General features: G+C 67.2%; 14 protein-coding genes and 3 pseudogenes. 13 read left to right on the forward strand and 4 right to left on the reverse strand.

Annotated elements, in window-relative coordinates:
* Window positions 1–78: 78 nt before the first annotated feature.
* On the reverse strand, window positions 79–768 hold the full coding sequence (locus GA0070561_RS22300; protein WP_244166376.1) for a hypothetical protein: 690 nt from the start codon (window positions 766–768) through the stop codon (window positions 79–81).
* Between the two features lie 581 nt (window positions 769–1349).
* On the opposite strand from GA0070561_RS22300, the gene GA0070561_RS22305 reads away from it, so the two are divergent.
* From GA0070561_RS22305 to GA0070561_RS22315, 4 genes are all read left to right on the forward strand, one after another.
* Window positions 1350–1973 (forward strand): HhH-GDP family DNA glycosylase, encoded by a 624-nt coding sequence (locus tag GA0070561_RS22305; protein WP_091404188.1) that lies wholly within the window; start codon window positions 1350–1352, stop codon window positions 1971–1973.
* 87 nt (window positions 1974–2060) lie between these two features.
* The gene (locus GA0070561_RS22310) at window positions 2061–2873 is read left to right on the forward strand and encodes an HNH endonuclease (protein ID WP_167362460.1); all 813 of its coding nucleotides are present in this window, start codon (window positions 2061–2063) and stop codon (window positions 2871–2873) included.
* Between the two features lie 980 nt (window positions 2874–3853).
* Entirely contained in the window at window positions 3854–4003 is a 150-nt protein-coding gene (locus GA0070561_RS33665) for a hypothetical protein (RefSeq protein ID WP_167362461.1), read from the forward strand.
* 647 nt (window positions 4004–4650) lie between these two features.
* Window positions 4651–4923, forward strand: a complete 273-nt coding sequence (locus GA0070561_RS22315) for a hypothetical protein (RefSeq protein ID WP_091404195.1) — start codon at window positions 4651–4653, stop codon at window positions 4921–4923.
* Between the two features lie 54 nt (window positions 4924–4977).
* Here the strand turns inward: GA0070561_RS22315 and lexA are convergent, their stop codons facing one another.
* Complete coding sequence (gene lexA, locus GA0070561_RS22320) at window positions 4978–5628, reverse strand: transcriptional repressor LexA (protein WP_091404200.1); 651 nt, start codon at window positions 5626–5628, stop codon at window positions 4978–4980.
* A gap of 437 nt (window positions 5629–6065) precedes the next feature.
* Window positions 6066–6686, reverse strand: a complete 621-nt coding sequence (locus tag GA0070561_RS22325; protein WP_091404203.1) for a hypothetical protein — start codon at window positions 6684–6686, stop codon at window positions 6066–6068.
* 204 nt (window positions 6687–6890) lie between these two features.
* Here GA0070561_RS22325 and GA0070561_RS22330 point away from each other — a divergent pair, with 204 nt between their 5' ends.
* The 6 genes from GA0070561_RS22330 (at window position 6891) to GA0070561_RS22355 (ending at window position 14631) form a co-directional block, all read left to right on the forward strand.
* Window positions 6891–7880: a protein kinase family protein gene (locus GA0070561_RS22330; protein ID WP_091404208.1), complete on the forward strand. Its 990-nt coding sequence runs from the start codon at window positions 6891–6893 to the stop codon at window positions 7878–7880.
* 267 nt (window positions 7881–8147) lie between these two features.
* Window positions 8148–10412: a DUF4365 domain-containing protein gene (locus GA0070561_RS22335; RefSeq protein WP_141710421.1), complete on the forward strand. Its 2265-nt coding sequence runs from the start codon at window positions 8148–8150 to the stop codon at window positions 10410–10412.
* A gap of 615 nt (window positions 10413–11027) precedes the next feature.
* Window positions 11028–12542: a DUF2397 family protein gene (locus GA0070561_RS22340; RefSeq protein ID WP_167362462.1), complete on the forward strand. Its 1515-nt coding sequence runs from the start codon at window positions 11028–11030 to the stop codon at window positions 12540–12542.
* Window positions 12539–13852, forward strand: coding sequence for a DUF2398 family protein (locus GA0070561_RS22345; RefSeq protein ID WP_091404219.1), 1314 nt, complete (start codon window positions 12539–12541; stop codon window positions 13850–13852). The genes GA0070561_RS22340 and GA0070561_RS22345 overlap by 4 nt, the downstream gene beginning before the upstream one ends.
* Entirely contained in the window at window positions 13836–14357 is a 522-nt protein-coding gene (locus tag GA0070561_RS22350; RefSeq protein WP_091404223.1) for a hypothetical protein, read from the forward strand. The genes GA0070561_RS22345 and GA0070561_RS22350 overlap by 17 nt, the downstream gene beginning before the upstream one ends.
* 4 nt (window positions 14358–14361) lie before the next feature.
* Window positions 14362–14631: an SAM-dependent methyltransferase gene (locus GA0070561_RS22355; protein WP_091404226.1), complete on the forward strand. Its 270-nt coding sequence runs from the start codon at window positions 14362–14364 to the stop codon at window positions 14629–14631.
* 454 nt (window positions 14632–15085) lie between these two features.
* On the opposite strand, the pseudogene GA0070561_RS34340 reads toward GA0070561_RS22355, so the two are convergent.
* Window positions 15086–15190, reverse strand: a pseudogene (locus GA0070561_RS34340) (hypothetical protein); the annotation flags it as partial.
* Between the two features lie 544 nt (window positions 15191–15734).
* Between GA0070561_RS34340 and GA0070561_RS33140 the strand changes: the two are divergent.
* From GA0070561_RS33140 to GA0070561_RS34350, 3 genes and pseudogenes are all read left to right on the forward strand, one after another.
* The gene (locus GA0070561_RS33140) at window positions 15735–16349 is read left to right on the forward strand and encodes a hypothetical protein (protein ID WP_141710423.1); all 615 of its coding nucleotides are present in this window, start codon (window positions 15735–15737) and stop codon (window positions 16347–16349) included.
* 141 nt (window positions 16350–16490) lie between these two features.
* Window positions 16491–16736 (forward strand): annotated as a pseudogene (locus GA0070561_RS34345) (tryptophan 2,3-dioxygenase family protein); the annotation flags it as partial.
* 52 nt (window positions 16737–16788) lie between these two features.
* A pseudogene (locus GA0070561_RS34350) lies at window positions 16789–17382 on the forward strand (aminotransferase class V-fold PLP-dependent enzyme); the annotation flags it as partial.
* Window positions 17383–17399 lie beyond the last annotated feature (17 nt).

Genomic DNA, 17399 nt, shown 5'->3' on the forward strand with positions numbered 1-17399 from the left:
TCGCCGCGACGCGTCTGAGGACTTCGCCCGGGCTTGGTGCGGTCCACGCTTGCGCACCAGCGCTCTCTGCTCGGGTCATCACGAAGCCTCCGTCGAACTCGTGCCCAGCGCATGCGCCTCCCGAATTTTCGTCAGACGCGCACGTACCTGGTCGGTGATTCCAGGGATGTAGGAACCTATCGGCGTGTCCGCGTAGTCGCGCTGGAGGTACTGGCGTTGCTTGATCTGGCTCCCTCCAAGCCCGTCCACCAGGTTCACCACGAGCCGAGTGCGCTCGACGTACCAGGCCAGCGCCGGAGCTTCAGCCACTAGGCCAACAGCCGTCATGCGGCCTCGGTCGAGCAGGTAGTAGTTGTGCTGGATGATCCTGGTGCCGCCACCCAAGCGGTGCCGCTTGCGAGCCAGCCCCCGCTCGACGAGAACCGCCAATGCATTGTCGAGGTGCTCGAACGCGCCGAAGCGGTGTCGCAGCATCGGGAAGCGGCGGAGGTCCGGCTCCTCCTCGGTCAGGATTCGTTCGGCCTCACCGACCAGGCCGGGAGACTCAGGGTCTCGCTCGAAGTCGTTCAGCAGCTCGTTGGCCAGGTAGTCAGGATTCCGAACCCAGAAGTCCAGCTTCTGAAGTCGAACCTGCGCACGAACGACACCCGCGGCTCCTGGTGGCGCCTCGGAGTCATCGCCAACAGGTTCCACCGCCGCGTCGAGGAGCAGCAACAGCCGCACGGCGTCCTGCCACAGGCTTGCACGTCGAACCGTCAATCCGCCCACGGGTACGAGCCAACCCGATTATGACTGCCTGTGTCCAGTAGGGAGCCCGCAGTTGAAGCGCTCGCGATACGGCGCGCGCTTGCCGCAGCGCGGGCAACGCCCACCGTCTATCGATCTTGGCCGATCACCCTAGTGCTGTGGGCTGCGACATCCGGTCCGTCCCGCGCCTACGCCGCCGGTACTTGGTCAGCTGCACTGTTCTCGGCACGATCGTACGCCGATCTGGGCGTGCCCCCTGCCGCCATGTGGGGACCAGCCACTGGAACAGGTAGGTGATCGGGTCTACCGCTAACCTGAACCACCGCGTCGCTGTCCATGGCCGCCGCGATCCGCCCGTGGCCGCAGGTCTAAGGTTTTGAGTCGGCGGAAAGGGATCACGTTGTTGGGAACGCCTGCGAAGCCTGGGACATCACCGATGAGTGAAGGTGATCGAGGACCAAGCAACGACGTCATGGTGACCATCGCCGCGAACCGGAAGTGATCCACGTCCGGTGTTCAGCGGTAGTGGCCGTTACCCGACTGGCGGTAGACGCGTGCGTACCCATCGCATCGGGGTGGCCTCGATACGCGAGGATTGTGGGATGTCTAGCCCTGCCGCCCGCCTCGTGCCGCACATCGTGGCGCTAGTTGACCACGCCCGACATGTGGATCTATCCATCGAGGCGCACCCCCACAACAGCTACGGCCACATGGGCGCCATTCTCGTCGATGCGATTCTGCAGGCTGGGATGCGATACGAGACGGTTAACGCCCGGGCGCTTCGATTTCGCTCCGACCAGCCAGGGGCCGATACAACAAGCGGTCTGTTGGCGTTCGGCGGCCCCGACCGCCTACGTGAGGTTCTCAAGTGGCCCGGCAGGAAGCCAGACCGCATCCATCGACTTGCGCTCCACCTGGCCGACCATGGCGTGAATACCGTCGATCAACTTGCGGTCTTCCTGAGTAGCCCCGAGAACGTCATTGGACTCCGTTCGGTAAACGGTGTCGGCCCGAAGACTGCAGACTACCTCTGCATCCTCGCTGGCAAGTCGACGACGGCAGTCGACGTTCACCTTCGTTCGTTTGCTGTCGAGGCCGGGGTTCCGGCTCTCTCATACGCCGATCTGCATAGCTGTTACCTGGGTGCCGCCGATCGCCTTGAAGTAGATCCTCGGGAGCTAGACCATGCGGTGTGGAGGTACGTCTCCGGCCGCGCCGTACAGTGATCGCCGTGAGGCCGCATCTGGCACCCCAAGGGGTGACGACAAGTGCAGAGGGTTAGCACCCCGATGGCAGGGAATGCAGGTCGGCCGTTGAACGAGTTCGTCTACCCAGTCAATGAGAACGACCCAGAAGAGTGGGGGTACGACGAGCCTGTACTCGACACGTTTCGAGCCGTCCGTCCAGGCGGCATCGCCGATTGGCATCTGGGCAGCAGCTTCCGCCTGATGAGAGCCGGCGACACAATCTGGGTGTACGCCGGCGTCCCCTACTCTCGGATCGTCGCACGCGGCATTGCCACTGATGATCCTCGCTGGTCAGAAGACGGCAATCACTGGCGGATCTACATCCAGTGGGATACGCAGACGACCAGGCGCCTCCTCTCCGCCTCGACGCCACCCGGGATCCTCTCCTCTTCACCGCGGACCGTACGCAGGCTCGACATGGATGAGATCAGCCGCATCCAGGACTGGCTCGATGCCTTGCAGGCACCGCGACCACAGGTACTGCCGGAGGCCCGCATACGGCGACTTCAGCAGGTACTGGACCGGCAAGGCCAACCGGCATTCCGGGCCGAGCTCATGAAGGCCTACCGTGGACGGTGCGCGATCAGCGGGTGCGAAGTCAGCCACGTGCTTCAGGCCGCGCACATCGATCCAGTCGCTCATGGCGGTCGCGACCACGTCAGCAACGGCCTACTGCTGCGCGCTGACCTGCATAACCTCTTCGACAAGATGCTCATCTGGATCGACGGCCGCAACCACGTCCGGGTAGATCCGAAGCTCAGGGATACGGAGTATGCAGAGTTCGATGGAGTCTTGCTGCGGCGGCCGATCGAATCCGCTAGTCAGCCAGACAAGGAGGCGCTCCGTCGTCACCGAGAACGGGCCCTCCACGGCGGGTAACTCCCGATCATCGGTGCGTCCGCGCCTCCACCCACCGAGTTCGGTGATGTTCATCCGATCATCGGCACGCGGCAACCGATGTTTGGGCGGCTTCGTCGATGACACCCAGGTCTACCAATACCGACGGACAGTTCATGGGTAGGCCGGAGGTCGTCAAGGACCTTGGCGAGGATGAGCCGGTTTGTCGCGCCTGGCTGCGACGCTCACTCGCCGATCTCTACGTTCAGGACGGAGCACTGCTGAGGTACCGAGTCGGTGAGTGGGGCGCTACGTTCCGTCTCGCCCTGCATCTTGGTCGTCACTCCGTTGGGTAGGACGTGGACGCCGAGTACGAGCGGCAGGTACGGACGGAGAGCGCAAGGCCCGCGATTCAGCCTTGACCATGCGACCTGACCTCATCCAGGTAGCCAGCGCACGGGCTGCGTCAGTCGGGTTGGGCTCGGCACCGAACCACTTGACGATACGGACTTCCCGACCGTGATGCGGCTACGGGTCAATGAGTAGCACGAAGTGCACCGGCCGATTTGGGACCGGCAGATCAAGGGTCGACTGATCGGCTCGCTCGACAACCCCGTCCTCCCGAACCCGATGGCCGAACCGTCCCCCTGATCGACATCATCCCGGGTGTGAACGTGATGGAGCAGCAGGTCCCGGCCGACGTCGGCGGATGGGACGATCCGCCGACGTCGGCCGGATGCTGAGCCGGCTCAACGACGACGAACGAGCCGTCGGCGCGGTGTTTGCGCAGAACCCCGACGCTCCTAAGGGGTGGCCGTGAGGGTGAGCGGCCGGGACGAACAGTTCGGCATCCGGGTACAGCGCAAGCTGAAGTGCGAGGGCGAGCGTCTCCGCCCGCCTCACCGCTGCTGGCGCAGGTGATCACCGTGGCTGACCTGTCGACCGCGTCATGCGACACCGAGGCTGCTTAGTGTGTGATCGCCTCCTCGTCGACCGCCCACTTCGCCCCGTGAAGCGCCGCCGTGGTGCTCCTGCTCGCCGTCCTGACCGGCGTGGCGGCCGGTGTTCTGACTCACCTGGCCGAGCAACTGCTGGCCGCCGCCGTCCTCGCTGGCGGCGCGGCCGCCGGTGGCGCGATGACCCTGTTCCACAACATCATTCGGCACCGGTGACCGGACACGGTCGCTTTGCCTGGCCCCGTAGCCAATTTCCGCAGGCCAGTGCGGGTGCTTCGCCAGCACGGCAGCCAGCCAGTGGTCGGATACGGGAAGTTTGTATGTGATGCAAAAACTGCTGCTAGCCTGGTTGGTGCAGGAGGCCCTCTCGGGGATCCCGCAGCCGCCTTAGGGCCCGCTCATGCGGGCCCTTCGTGCATCTGGCGGATGGCCGGGAATCAGCACCGGGAGTGGTATCGGCGGGAGTCGACCCACGACCACCGTCGTTGGTTGGCGGCCGCCTCTCAGGCATCAGGGACGGTGCCACCGGCCATCCACAGGAACAGGAATGCCACCAGGTGCTGTCCAGACCGCAACAACGACCACTGGATACAGAACGGTCGTCATGGCGGACAATACTGCCGGGGCCGGTCCCTCGTCGGGACCCGCTGGCCGATCCACCACGAGAAGGTGCACTTCTACGGCATCTACTCGGTCGACATCGACGGCGAACTCGCTCAGCTCGACACCGGCGGGTATCCCTCACACCGGGCGGCCGGGCGAGCAAGACCTGGCAACAGCCCGGTTCGGCCACGGCGGTAGGGCTTGTCCGCTGCTGCCAGCGAGCCCCCCGCAGCAGGGATCGCGTCGGGCATACTTTCTTTATGTCCTATTCGGAGCGTGATGTGACCGGCTGGTCCGATGCTGTGGCGAACTTGCACGGCAGTACCGCGCAGGACGAGGGTGACGTGCGGCGGGCCTACGAGGCGATGGCCAACGTGTGGTCGGCTTACGGCTACCAGGACGCACCGACCGAGGTCCTGAGGATGCTTATCGACGCCACTGAGGTTGGATACATGGCCGCCTTGAACGACATCCGCAGCGGCGACCTCGACGATGAGATCACGATGTGGCGCCCGGACCTGGCTGAGCAGTAAGCCCAGGCGAGCCACCGTGCTGCCGGCGGTAGGTCGTGGCGGCGATCGTCGGGATCACGGGCGGTGCAGGACGCAGATGACCTTGCCGAGGATCGTCGCGTGATCGCCGGGCAGTACCGGGTAGCGGGGGTTGCGGGGGACGAGTTCGGCGCGGCCGTCGCGGGTTCGGTACTGCTTGACGGTGGCTTCCCCGTCGAGCATTGCGGCGACGAGGTCGCCGTTGTCGGCGACCGCCTGCTGCCGTACCACGATGATGTCGCCGTCGGCGATGGCCGCTTCGATCATGGAGTCGCCTCGTACCCGTAGCGCGAACAGCGTGCCCCGGCCGACCAGCTCGGCGGGCAGGGACAGCACCTCCTCCACCAGTTCCTCGGCGAGGATCGGCGTTCCGGCGGCGATGGCTCCCAGTAGAGGCACGGCGGTTCCGCGCGGGGCTTCCGACTTCACCGGCGGGTCGTGGCCGAGCATGGGGCGGGCGTCGACCGCTCGCGGCCCGCCAGGAGCCCGTCGGATCAGGCCGTGGTGGGTGAGGGTCTTCAGGTGATGCGCCACCGAGGAGGGGGAACCGAGCCCGACGGCCGCACCGATCTCCCGCACCGTCGGCGGGTAGCCGTGCCGCTGCACCCAGCCACGGATCACGTCGAGGATCTGCCGTTGCCGGGCAGTCAACGACACCGGATCAGGTGGCACGTCAGGAGCGGTCATCCCAGGACGATATCGCGAACTTAGAACGGATGTGCTAAACGGGTGAATGGGGCACGGTCTGCGCGTGTCTTCGAGACGTGGCCGGCGCCTGGCGCATCCCGGCTTGTTTACGTGGGGCAGGGCGACCACGGGGGGGAGCCGCCCTGCCCAACGATGCCGTCACGGTAGACCTGGCCATCGGCGCAGGACAACCCCAAGGGCGGCCCCACGCCGGCGCCTGTGCGATTCGGATCAACCCCATCGGGGTTCCCCTGCGCTGGCCGTCAAGCGCCGTCACCAAGCAAACGGCCCGTCGGCGTTCAGCGTGCAGGGGAGCGCCTGATGGACCGGATGGTTCGGGTGCGGCGACCGAGGTCATAGCAAGAACGCCAGTCCGGTATCGCGGAATGCGTCGGGAGCGGTGCCGGTCGTCGCATTATCTGAAGCTGGCGGCGTGTTCACTCCGGCGGGAGGATCTTCAGGTCGGCGTTCATGCGGGTGGCGACGTCGGCGTCGAGTTGCGGGCCGTGGGCGAAGGTCCAGCCGCCGTCGCGGATGTTGGTGATGGTCTGGGTGAGAGCGCGTCGTGCGTACACGACGCTTTCGTCGCTCCAGAGCACGGCGGTGCCCTGGGCGGTGGTGTGGCTGTTGCTCACGGCTTCGCCGAGCAGGGTCAGGCAGTTGCTGGCGTCGTCGAGGACGCCGACGGCCTCCCACTTGTCGCGGCGTCCTGTTGTTAGCCGGTCGTGGTTGAGGCTGACGCATCGCACCGCTTGGGCGAGCGACGCGATGAGCCGGCCGGTGTCCTCCAGCTTGATCACCGCGGGGGAAGCGTCGGCCACTTCGCGTTTCTGCGCGTCGTCCGCCTGCTTGAGACGGGTCACGAGGTCGGCGGGGTCGACGTTAGGAAGGTGGGACCGTACGTAGGTCTCTGCGCGGATGCCGAGAGTGGCGGCGGTGGTGTTGACAAGGTCGGCGAGGATGTCCTGGGCGGTGACCGCCGAGATGTCCAGGCCTTGACGGCGGCCTTCCTCGCGCAGCCGCTCGACCGCTTCCTGGAACTTGATCGTCCGACGCACGCGTCCTCCTGTGGTGGCCCTCCATCCGCACGATAGCCGGCCGGTGCGTGGGCAACCCGGAAGCTGTCCACAGGGCGGATCTGGTCGCCGAGCCAGGTAAGGCAGGCGCGCCCGAACGGGCCTGTGTCGCGGAGCCGGATCGGACTGTCGCAGAGGGATAATGCCCCAGGTCGCCCGTCGAAGGGGTGGCGGGAGGAGCGGGTTATGCCGAAAAAGCGCACACCTCGCCAGCGTCGCGCCGCGCAGCAACGCGCACGCCTGCAGCAGCGGCAAGACGTGGCTCGGCAGGAAGAGTTCCACGAACAGCATGCCCGTCTGGTCCTCGACCGGATGGGGGACCCCCGGTTCGTGCAGCGCACCGTCGGCGCGGACGGCGCTGCCACGTTGACGTGGGACGCGGGGTCCGAGACGGGTACGGAGTTGCGTGAGGGGTTCCAGGCGCAGTTCGCGGCGTTCCGGGAGAAGTTCGGCCGCGAGCCGGGACCGAAAGATCCGGTGTTCTTCGACCCGGACGCTGACGAGCCGACCCCGTTGAGCCAGCGGAACTTCGATGACGCCGTGGACCACATGCTCAAGGCCGCCGAGGACGCGGGGGTGGACCCGGCCCCGATCCATGCCTGGCGGGAGGTCGGCTACCTCGTCACGGAGGAGAACCAGCACCTGTTCAGCGCCGCCGAGGTACAGGCCTACGCCGACGCCGTGACCCGCCATCGGGGCGACGTCGAGGATATTGACCTCGCGGCGACGGTCGAGCTCTCCGCGGACGGGCTTCGGGACCTGATCGACGAGACGATCACCAGCGGTATGGAGGAACCCGCCTGGCGGATTGGGGAAGCCCTCGACCACGCCGACGATCCCGACGCCGCCGGTCTCGCCGCCACCACCCTGACCGCCGTTCTGATGACCTGGCTGACCAGCGCGAAGGCAACCGCGACCACTGACCTCGCCGGCCCCGCGCTGGGGTGGATCCGCCAGAACCTTGACGACGAACCCGCCGATCAGGCATTCCAACTCGCGGGTCTTCTCGGTAGCCCTCTGGCACCGACGGTGACCGTCAACGAGGCACTCGACCGGCTCGGCGACGCGTTCCTTCCCGCCCTGATCTGGCTCGTCTCCGGGTTGGTCGCCACCGAGGCGAACGGCGACGTGGAATGGCTCGTCCAGTTCGACCCCGACATCGACCAAGACGACTGAGTTACCTCACCGGGCACGCGAATGCCGGCCCAGCGATGGTTCGGTTCGGGTGAGGGTCGACCGGCACTTGAGCTGCGGAGCTTCCATCCCAGCCGTATGGAAGTGGCATGTGCGGGCTCCGAGGACGGGCGGTGATGGCGGCCTCGGCCTGGTAACCGAGACGGTGACGGAGGCGGCCCGTGTGAACGGGGCGGTGAAGTCGACGAGGCAAACGGTGGCAGCCGGGCAGGCGCGCACGGCTGGCAACGAGGCGGATGGGGTTGCAGGGTGAAGACGTCGTCGTTGGGAATGGAGCGCCGCGGCGTTGCCGAGGTGCAACTCGCGTTCACCAATCTGACCTGGGCGTTTCGGGAGCAGCGCGAGGCGGATCAGGGTATCGATGCTCATGTCGAGGTCGATGGTCTGACCACAAACCCCACCGGCCGGTACATAGCCGTTCAGATTAAATGCGGGCCCACGTTCTTCAAACGCAGGACGCGGATCGGCTGGCGCTTTACTGGAGAGCCTCGGCACCTCACGTACTGGCTGGCCAACCTGATGCCCGTGGTGCTCGTCATCGTCGACCCGGAGACCCGAGTCGGCTACTGGGTTCAGATTACCGCCGACGCGGTGCGCGAGACCGACCGCGGCTGGTCGATCGAGGTGCCGTCCGCGAACGTACTCGACGCGTCATCGCGTGACACCCTGCGTGACATCGCGTTCGCCGCTCCTTCGGCCAACCCGGATCCTGTCGCGGAGGTTCTGCCGCTGCTGCCACCTTCCACGGTGGAGATGCTGTCGGCTCTCAGCCAGGTCGACCCCGATGGTGCGCGGCGTCTCGCGCGGATGCTCAGCGGAGGCCGCGATGACCCGAGGGCGGTCGTGGAGCCGCTCCTTGCCGCGAGCCGGGGCTGGGTTCACGCGACAGTGGCGCGGCTTGCGACCGTCGGGGCGTATGCCAACGACCACGGCCACCAGGACCTGGCAATGGAAGCGTTCGCGCTGGCGGCCGAACGGGATCCGGACAACCAGCCGCGGCTGCGTGGCATCGCGGCGATCATGGCCATCACTGTCGGGGACAGGAGCCAAGCCGCCGGCCTTCTCCGTCCCGTCCAGGGCCCGCAACGGGCAGGGACAAACCTGCTCATGGACGTCGCCGTCTGCGCCCTCGAAGCCGATGAATCAGGCAGGGAAGACCTGCTGGAGAAGCTACTAATCGATCGGTCTGACGGTGAGCTCGATGCGGAGCCCACCTGCCTGTTGTTCCTCGCGGAGCGCGCTGCCGGCCGGGGCGACTTCGACCAAGCGCTGGCCCTGTATGACCGCGTCTGCGAACGGCAACCGACCAGCACCGGTGGCAGGCTCGGCCGGGCCAGGGCGCTCATGGAGCGCCTGCTGCGCGGCGCCACGACGCTACCGTTTCAAGACCAGCAGGAGGTGGTAGCGCTCGCCACGTCCGTCCGGGACGACCTACGGCGATGGGCTGGACCCAGCGAGACCGTGCACCGCCTTCTCGTACAGGAGCGCATGCTCGTCGGCGCGTTCATGGAGGTCATCGAACTGGCCACGCCCACCGCATTCGGCGGCCAAGCAAACGACCGCGAAGCGAGCGACCCCGTCGTCGCGATCGTGGGCGCCCAAGCCAGCATTGCCCTGGACGACCGCATTCGCGCCGTCCGGTTCGGCGACGCCATGCGCGGCACACCCGCCGAGCCACTGATCCGCGCGCTCGCTGCGGACCCGCGTCAACCCGCCACGGCTACGGTCGCCATGTGGCGGATCGCGCTCGACAATGCGGACACCCCGCTCGCGGCGAGGATCTGCCTGAACCAACTCGCCTCCAGAGGCGCCCTCGATGCAACGGACCTCGACCGGGTGGCGGTGTTGGCGAATCTCGACGACGGCGACCGTGTCGCTTACACCGCACGCAACGCCGCTGCTAGCGGTGACCACGACGGAGCTGTCACGCTGCTGCGGTCTGCCTGGTCACCCGCTGCGGGAGAGTTGCTGATCGAGATCCTTCGTGAGGCAGGACGCTACGACGAGGCCCTCGCCGTGTGCGAAGAAACCTGGACAGGATACGGGGCGCTCCAGGCGCTCCAGGAGAAAGTCAACATCCTGGCTATCCGAGGCGACCTCGACGCCGCCGACGAATGCGCCAAGGATCTCCTCGCCACCGGCGAACTCGCAACCGAGCACCGCAAAGCCCTGCATCGCCGCCTCATAGAGCGCAGAGCCACGCGGAACGACTGGGCTGGCGTAGAAGCGTGCTGCCGGGCAGCACTCAAAGACGAACCCACGAACCGTGATCACGCATGGGCGTTGATCATCTCTCAGCTCAACCAGAACCGGTGGGACGCGGCGTGGACGTCGTACCGCCATCTGCGACCCGACGTGACCGATCCAGGCATCGTCTCCGCCTGGGTCGACCTGCACCTACGTTTCGACAATACGCCGCAAGCCCGAGCCACCGCTACGACGCTGGCCAGCCGCTTCGCGCACGAGCCGCACACACTCGCCCTACTCGAAAGGCTCAACAACCCGGCGCCGTAACGACTCCGCGCACCCGCGCCGCCCTCCCCTCAACGCAGCCGTGACTGGATGGCCCTACCGGAGGCCCCGTCAGCCTGCCTTCGCGCCCCGTCGGGCAGACCGATCAACTATCGCGGCCGAAGCACCACAGCGAAGACGATCTCCGCGAACCGCCGTCCGCGCGATCCCACCGCTGGCCCTGCCCATCGCCGCTCTGCGGCCAGCCAACGGACACCTGGGTCAGGATCGGCCGCACAGGGAAGGCAGACCGTTGCCCGCCGAGGTCGAGCGACTGGCCCGGCCTCGGACCTCGACCTCCAAGTCGTAGTACCGCAACCGCCCGCGCCATTCGCCCAGGCCGGCCCAACGGCGTGCGCTGCCCGGCTCTCCCGTTTACATCGCCGGAGGGAAGAAGAGGATCGAGTCATCACCGACGGTGCCAGCCCCTGCACGACCTAACCAAGGCTCTCGCCGAGCTGCTCGATTCCTGCCAGGTCGAGCGATGCCAGAGCGCTACGACATTGTCGCCGATTCAGGCTGCGTGATCCACTCTTGCCGAACAAATGTACGAAGGGCGGATTTTGTCGCACCCATCTGTAAGCATCCACTGCATTGATGGTCGCGCGAGAAGGGAGGATGATGCGAACCGATTGGTGGCGGGCTATCGAGCCGGACATGTGGCGGTTCGTCGGCGAACCGCTGGGTAACGCCCGCGAGGACTACGCCGCTGTTCTCTCCGCTTTGCTGCGATTGAGCGGCACTGCGCCGCTGTCAACGATGCGCGACATCGCGGAGCAGATGACGCGGGATGGCTACGGCGAGCCTATGCCCGCCGACCTTCTCCGAAGCCGGCTCGATGAGCTGGTCCAGATGCGTCTGGTACTGCCGTTCTTGAGCCCAACGGCATCGCGAGAGGACCTCCGCGACGGCCACCGCCGTCAGGAGGCGTGGGCGTTGAGCAAGAAGGGCCGCATCATTGTCCGGTCGGTCCGCGACGCGATCAACGACCTCGATCGGGTGCTTGCGCTGCCCCCGCGGCTAATCGACTCAATCCAGGACACGCTACGTCAGCTCCTCCTTCACCTCGACAAGGAGCCCATGCGGGTCGCCCTGGACATCGCCGCCGTGCGGTCGCAGGTCGGTCAGCTGCTCAACGCAGCCGGCGACTACTACGAGGCGATGCGCATGCTGAATCAGCATGACGTCACCGACGATGAGGTCTTCGGCGAGAGCCGGACGCGCATCATGGTGGTGCTGCGGCAGTTCGTGCAGCACACTCAGACAGCGCTCGCGCCGTTGAGGCGCAGCCTCGAGGCTATCCGGGTGGAAGGCTACGCCGTTATCGCTGAAACAGGCGCATCCGGCGCGGGCGCCGTCGAAATGGGCGACACGGCGGCGTGGATCGACGACGCTGTGACGCACTTGGAGAGCCTCGACGCGTGGTTCACGCCCGGCGGCAACATCGACAAGATCATCGACTCGGCCATGTATGCAATCGATGCCCTGCTCTCGGCCATCACCCGCCGCTACCATGCCTCCAACCGCACCAGCGATCTCGCGGCGGACTTCCGGCAGCTGGCGCTGATGATCCACGCCCAAGGCGCCGACGCCGACGCCTACGCCGTTTTCGCCGCCGCCACCGGGATGTGGGCAGCCCAACACCCGAAGGTCCCTCATGAGGACGACGACATCCTGCCGGCAGTCACCGTCGCCGCCGGGCCCAGCGTCAACGTTTCTGTGAGCCTCCGCAGTCGCGCCCCCAGCACATCGACGCCACGGACCGCCCACCGGATGGAAAACCTGGCGCTGTCGCGCGAGGCGGAGGAGCAGGCTGCCCTGGCAGAGATGGCCAGGCTCGCCGAGCTGTCCGAAGGCCTGTTAACGCCGGGCCAAGTGGGCCTGACCCACTTCGCTGGCATCGACAGCGCCCATTTGCAGGTACTGATCGACCTGCTGGAGGAAGCCATGGACAGCTACGACGCCGACCTAGGGTACGGGGAAGCGCTCACCTTGCGGTGCCGCATGCGACTCAAACCAGGCCGTATCGGCAGGGTGACCACCGTCCAGACCGCCGAGGGCAGCCTCACCGCGCCCGACGTCTGGATCGAGATCTCTCCCGTCGTCGCCGATTCGACCAGGTCGCATCGATGACCGCCCTCGACGAGTTCCTTCTTGAGCCCCGTGAGGACAGACTGGCCAACCTCGCGCCGGTCATCCCGGCGCTTCTGCGAAAGCCCTTCCTGACCGAGGAGACGGAACCGGAATTGTTCCGAGCAGCCCGGGCCCGCGAGGACGACCTGCGGCAGTGGTTCCACGCGACCCTGGGATGGCGGGTAAGGATTTCCAACCTCGGGCGGTACGTGCGGCTCTTCAAACGGCGTCACCAACCGCCGCAGGACCGCAGCTGCCTGCCGCGCGAAGGCGCAGGCAAGGTATCCGTGCTGGTGCTCACTCTGCTGTGCCTGATCGCTGAACAGCTCTGGCGGCGTCCCGAGATCACCTTCGGCGATCTGCAGCGAGAAGTGATCCGCACGTGCGCGGCAGAATCCGGCGCCGGCAGGCTACCGGCGTTCCAGGTCGTCACACAGGCCGGAGAGCCGCGTGCCAAGGCCGAGCAACACCGGCGAGCGTTCGTCGACGCGTGTGAGCTGCTGCGCGAGTGGGGCTTCATCACCAGCGACGGCCCGTTGACGGCCGCCGGCACAGATGCCGGCAACGACATCGTGATCACCTGTAACCCTGAACGACTCAACGATCTACTGGCAGCGCCAGCCATCTCCCAACTGCAGATCGACCTGAGCCAGCCGCACACACACGTCGCCAAGCTGTGCGAGGACCAGGCCGCCCTTCCCGACCACGCCTCGGAGAACCAGCGTGACCTGCAGCGGCGGCACCGCGCGCTCCGCGCGGTGATAGACGATGCCGTAGTGCCTCTCGGGGGCGACGGCATCGAGGCCACCTATCTCGCCTCGCCGGGTGGCCGCCGCCAGGCTGTTCAAGCCGCGATGGTCGCCGGGCTGACCTGCGTGGTGCGCCGAGATCTGTGGCTGACCGCCGATTCCGGCCGCCGCAGCACGGACCTCGACTTCCCTCAACCCCACTCCATCCCGGGCCAAGCCGCCCTGCTTATCGTGCAGTGGCTGAACACCGGCGGGGCGCCGCAGCCGCTGACCGAGGATGCCTGCCAGGCGGTCATCGCCGAGGCCAAGGCAGACCAGCCCGAGTGGGCCAAGTCCTTCCGATCGAACGCCGCGCTCCAGACTCTGACCCAGGAAGCCCTCGCAAGCCTCGTCGCCGCCGGGATCCTCATCCGAACCAGCGACCGGCCGCCCGCCTGGACCACCACCGGCGCACACGGCCACTGGCGGGTGCGCGTCGCTACCCCCGACCGCCGCGGCGAGCTACCCCTGACCGACGACGCTCTCTTCGACCAGGACGGCAAGCATGAGCAAGTCCATTGATCAGCCCGCGAACGTCACCCTGTTCGACGCGGGATTCGGCGCCACGCACGCTCTCACCGTTGACGCCCTTCCCGCTGCAGTCGGACGCTGGCAGCCGGTGCGCGCTGGCGTCGTCAACTCCTGGGCCTGGGTTGATGAGCAGTTCCTGTTCCACAACGGCTGGTGCGCCCTCGTCGGGCCCAACGGCTCCGGTAAGTCGCTGACCAGCGGGCAGTGGTTTCCCACCATGATCGACGGCGACACTAGCCCGGCGGCCCTGTCCATGTCGCAGCGGGGATCCGGCAACCTGGCTGACCGCCACCACAACCGGACGCCGGGCCGAGAGAAAACCGGGGTGTGGTGGCTCGAGTTCGGGTTCCGGGCCCCCGACGGCGAGTTGCGGTGGACGACGCTCGGGTTGTGGATCCGCTGGCGCGGCGACAAAGCGGGGACACTTGACCGCGCCTGGTTCACTTCGTATCGATTCCGTCGTCACCCCGATCCGCGAGCGGCTCGCCCCCGGTAGCGCGATGGTCATCTCCCACATCAGCGCCGTCGTGACCGATCGGTACGACAACACGACCGTGTCTGAGGGCAAGGCCGTCTTCCGAGCCCGTGCCGCCACCGAGATTACGCTGCGCACCGACGCGCAACTCGCTGCTCTCTTCGGCGACCTGACGCTGATCGAACCGGGTCTGGTGCCGCTCAACGAATGGCGCCCCGAACTCGGCGAGCCGGACCCCTACGCCGACGGCCCCACGGCTTCGCCAATGCGGGGAGCCGTCGCCATCGATCTCTGATTGTGGCGGTGAGAGGCGCCAAGTCCGGGTCCTTGTCGAATACCCGGCGGGCGGCGGCCGTCCTTTGATCATGCAATAGCTGGCCTCGGCCACGCCGCCGATGTCCGCACCCGCGCCCCGGCCTGATTAGCCTGCCTATCGGCGATGGGTAGGCCTGCCGCTCGTGCCACGTTTGGCAGGTACCCCGCCTGCGGGGTGTTCTCGTCGACCTCGATGGTGTTTCTTCGGGCTCGGTGCCCGGTGCCAGCGGGTACACATGCCTGCTCCGCGGCTCGGTTGAGGCACTGGGTGGCGTCGCGTGAGAGACCGCGTTCGGTGCCGGCAATGTGCGGTTGCTCTCCCCAACCTCCTTGCGCGACACCGGCCGATGGCGCGGTGCCGTCGGCCCGCGCCGTCGCTGACGTGGCAGCGGCGCGGATCGACGGCCCAGTTCGTCCACCGGTGGCGGTCAGCCCGGCAGGGCCACCTGTGCCGGGGTCGACCGGTGAGTGGTGGTGCCGTCGCCGAGCTGCCCGAACGAGTTGTCGCCCCAGCGCCACAGGCTGCCATCGGTGCGCATCGCGCAGGCGTGATAGGAGCGGCGAGGCTGTCCGCTCAAGTGGTGGCGCTACCGACCCGGGGCGGGGTCGACCGGTTCGGCTCGGTGCTCAACGGCGACCGCTAGGCCGACCTCCGGACCCTCGCCATCCTGGAAGTCGCCCTCAAGTCGAGCAGGTTCACGCCGTAGCGCTTGTGCTTTCGAGCAGGGCGAATCGCCTGCCCCCGAAAGGCGCATTCTTCGATTGTGCGTCTGATGAGCGCTTCATCCCTGCTCAGGTGTTGTACGAGCGTGTTACAACAGGGCAGTAAATGTGGCTAGGGGTAGCCGAAACTGTGGACACTGAGGTCAGGGCTGTGCTGAATTTGCTGCGTTAACGACGCAGTCCCGATGACTGGGGAGCGGGTCTGCGTCAAAGCATGCCCGGTTAATTCGCGCGGGCAACTACCCTGTATCCCCGGGATAGGTGGATCCTGTGATCCTGCCCCCATTGTCTGCCCTAAATCAATACCGTGACCGCCGTAAGGCGTACCCGTTCTTTGCGCGGCACCGCGCAGTTGCGGCGATGGCCGTCTTTGTCGCCGTGGTCCTGGCGGCAACGGGCTGTACCGAACATCCCGGAGTTCAAGACGCTTCGGGCACGACCACGGCGACCACCGCTTCCGACACCGCCGGCACCACCAGGACGGCCGAGGCAACGACGCCCACCGCAGGCGCGTCGACCGCAGCGCCGTATCGCCCGGTAGACGCGCTGTGCTCGAAGGTAGCCCTCACACCGATCTCCGAGATCGTCGGTCCGGTCGGAAGCCAACAGGACGACTCCCGCGCGGCCGGCAGCACCGTCAGCACGGCATGCACTGCCACGGTGGGTCGCCTGCCCAACGGCATCGTGGTGACGGTACGTGCCGACATCGGGGCGCCCGGCTCCGGCAGGCTCCTGTACGAGGGCCTGCGCCAGGCCCAGCAGTCTGATGGGCCGAGCATGGACGTGATTGGCCTTGGGTCCGCCGCCTACGCCTACGTGGACCGGGCCAGCGGCTTCGCCATCTGCGCCTATGACGCGAATCTCTACCTGACTGTCACTGCCGCTCCGCTGCGTCCCGGGACGGTCCTGCGCGGGGATCTGCCTGCCCGAGTGCGCGCCGTAGCGGCCTCCACGCTCGCCGCCCTGCGCACCTGACCCGGCATGTGCCACCGGCACGCCTCTGCCGACGCGATAGCCACCCGGGCAGTTGCCCGAACGCCCTTGGAGACCCCTATGCCTACGTCCCCTCTGCCCGCTGTGCTGCCGGGATCCGGTGACACCGACTACGCCCGCTACATGCGTACCGACGACCTGCTGTCCCTACAACGAGGGCCGGGGGAGTGGGTGCACGCCGACGAGCTGCTGTTCCAGATCGTGCACCAGAGCACCGAGCTGTGGCTGAAGCTCACCCGATCCCACCTGTTGCGGGCCCTGGCGCACCTCGACGCGGACCGGCCGTCCGCAGCCGAACTGCTCCTGCATCGCGCCGCGGAAACGCTGCGCCTGACCACCGAGCAGCTACACATGCTGAGGTCTCTGCCGCCGGCCCGGTTCGCCGTCATCCGCACGGCACTGGGCAACGGCTCAGGCTTCGAGTCCCCCGGGTGGGACCTACCGAGACTCCCGGCGCCTCGACGTGGCCCGTATCGCCGACACCGCGCACGCCACCGGCGCAGCCGTGTTCGTCGACGCCTACCAGGCCGCCGGCGTGATGCCCCTCGAAGTCGACGCCCTGCACTGCGACTACCTCGTCACCGGCACCGGCAAGTACCTGCTCGGGCTCCCCCGGCTGGCCTTCCTCTACGTCCGCAACCCCGACGGACCACGGCCGACCCTCACCGGCTGGCTCGGCCGCGCCGACCCCCACGCCCACCGCGCCACCGTCCTGGACTTCCCGCCACACGCCCGCCGCTACGAGACCGGCACACCCGCTGTCGCCGCCGTCTACGCCGCCGTCGCCGGCCTGTCCATGGAGATTGTGCGCCTGGCCGCCGACGTCGACACGCAAGGCCCGCACCTGGCGCTCGTCGAGCCACACGCGGAGGCCATGGCGGCCTGGCTCGGACACCGCGGCGTCATCGCCGCACCCCGCACTGGCGTCCTGCGCCTGGCCACCCACGCCTACACCACCACCGACGACCTCGACGCCGTATCCGAGGCAGTCGCCTCCCACCGCTGCCGCACCCGCCCAGGAGGCCGCATCCC

The organism is Micromonospora saelicesensis (genome assembly GCF_900091575.1).
Classification (GTDB): domain Bacteria; phylum Actinomycetota; class Actinomycetes; order Mycobacteriales; family Micromonosporaceae; genus Micromonospora; species Micromonospora saelicesensis.

Bases quoted from the DNA above. Each gene is read 5' to 3' on its own strand.
- GA0070561_RS22305 (WP_091404188.1), top strand. From the start codon at position 1,350: ATGTCTAGCCCTGCCGCCCGCCTCGTGCCGCACATCGTGGCGCTAGTT.
- GA0070561_RS22315 (WP_091404195.1), top strand. From the start codon at position 4,651: ATGTCCTATTCGGAGCGTGATGTGACCGGCTGGTCCGATGCTGTGGCG.
- lexA (WP_091404200.1), bottom strand. From the start codon at position 5,628: ATGACCGCTCCTGACGTGCCACCTGATCCGGTGTCGTTGACTGCCCGG.
- GA0070561_RS22330 (WP_091404208.1), top strand. From the start codon at position 6,891: ATGCCGAAAAAGCGCACACCTCGCCAGCGTCGCGCCGCGCAGCAACGC.
- GA0070561_RS22340 (WP_167362462.1), top strand. From the start codon at position 11,028: ATGATGCGAACCGATTGGTGGCGGGCTATCGAGCCGGACATGTGGCGG.
- GA0070561_RS22345 (WP_091404219.1), top strand. From the start codon at position 12,539: ATGACCGCCCTCGACGAGTTCCTTCTTGAGCCCCGTGAGGACAGACTG.
- GA0070561_RS22350 (WP_091404223.1), top strand. From the start codon at position 13,836: ATGAGCAAGTCCATTGATCAGCCCGCGAACGTCACCCTGTTCGACGCG.
- GA0070561_RS22355 (WP_091404226.1), top strand. From the start codon at position 14,362: ATGGTCATCTCCCACATCAGCGCCGTCGTGACCGATCGGTACGACAAC.
- GA0070561_RS33140 (WP_141710423.1), top strand. From the start codon at position 15,735: ATGGCCGTCTTTGTCGCCGTGGTCCTGGCGGCAACGGGCTGTACCGAA.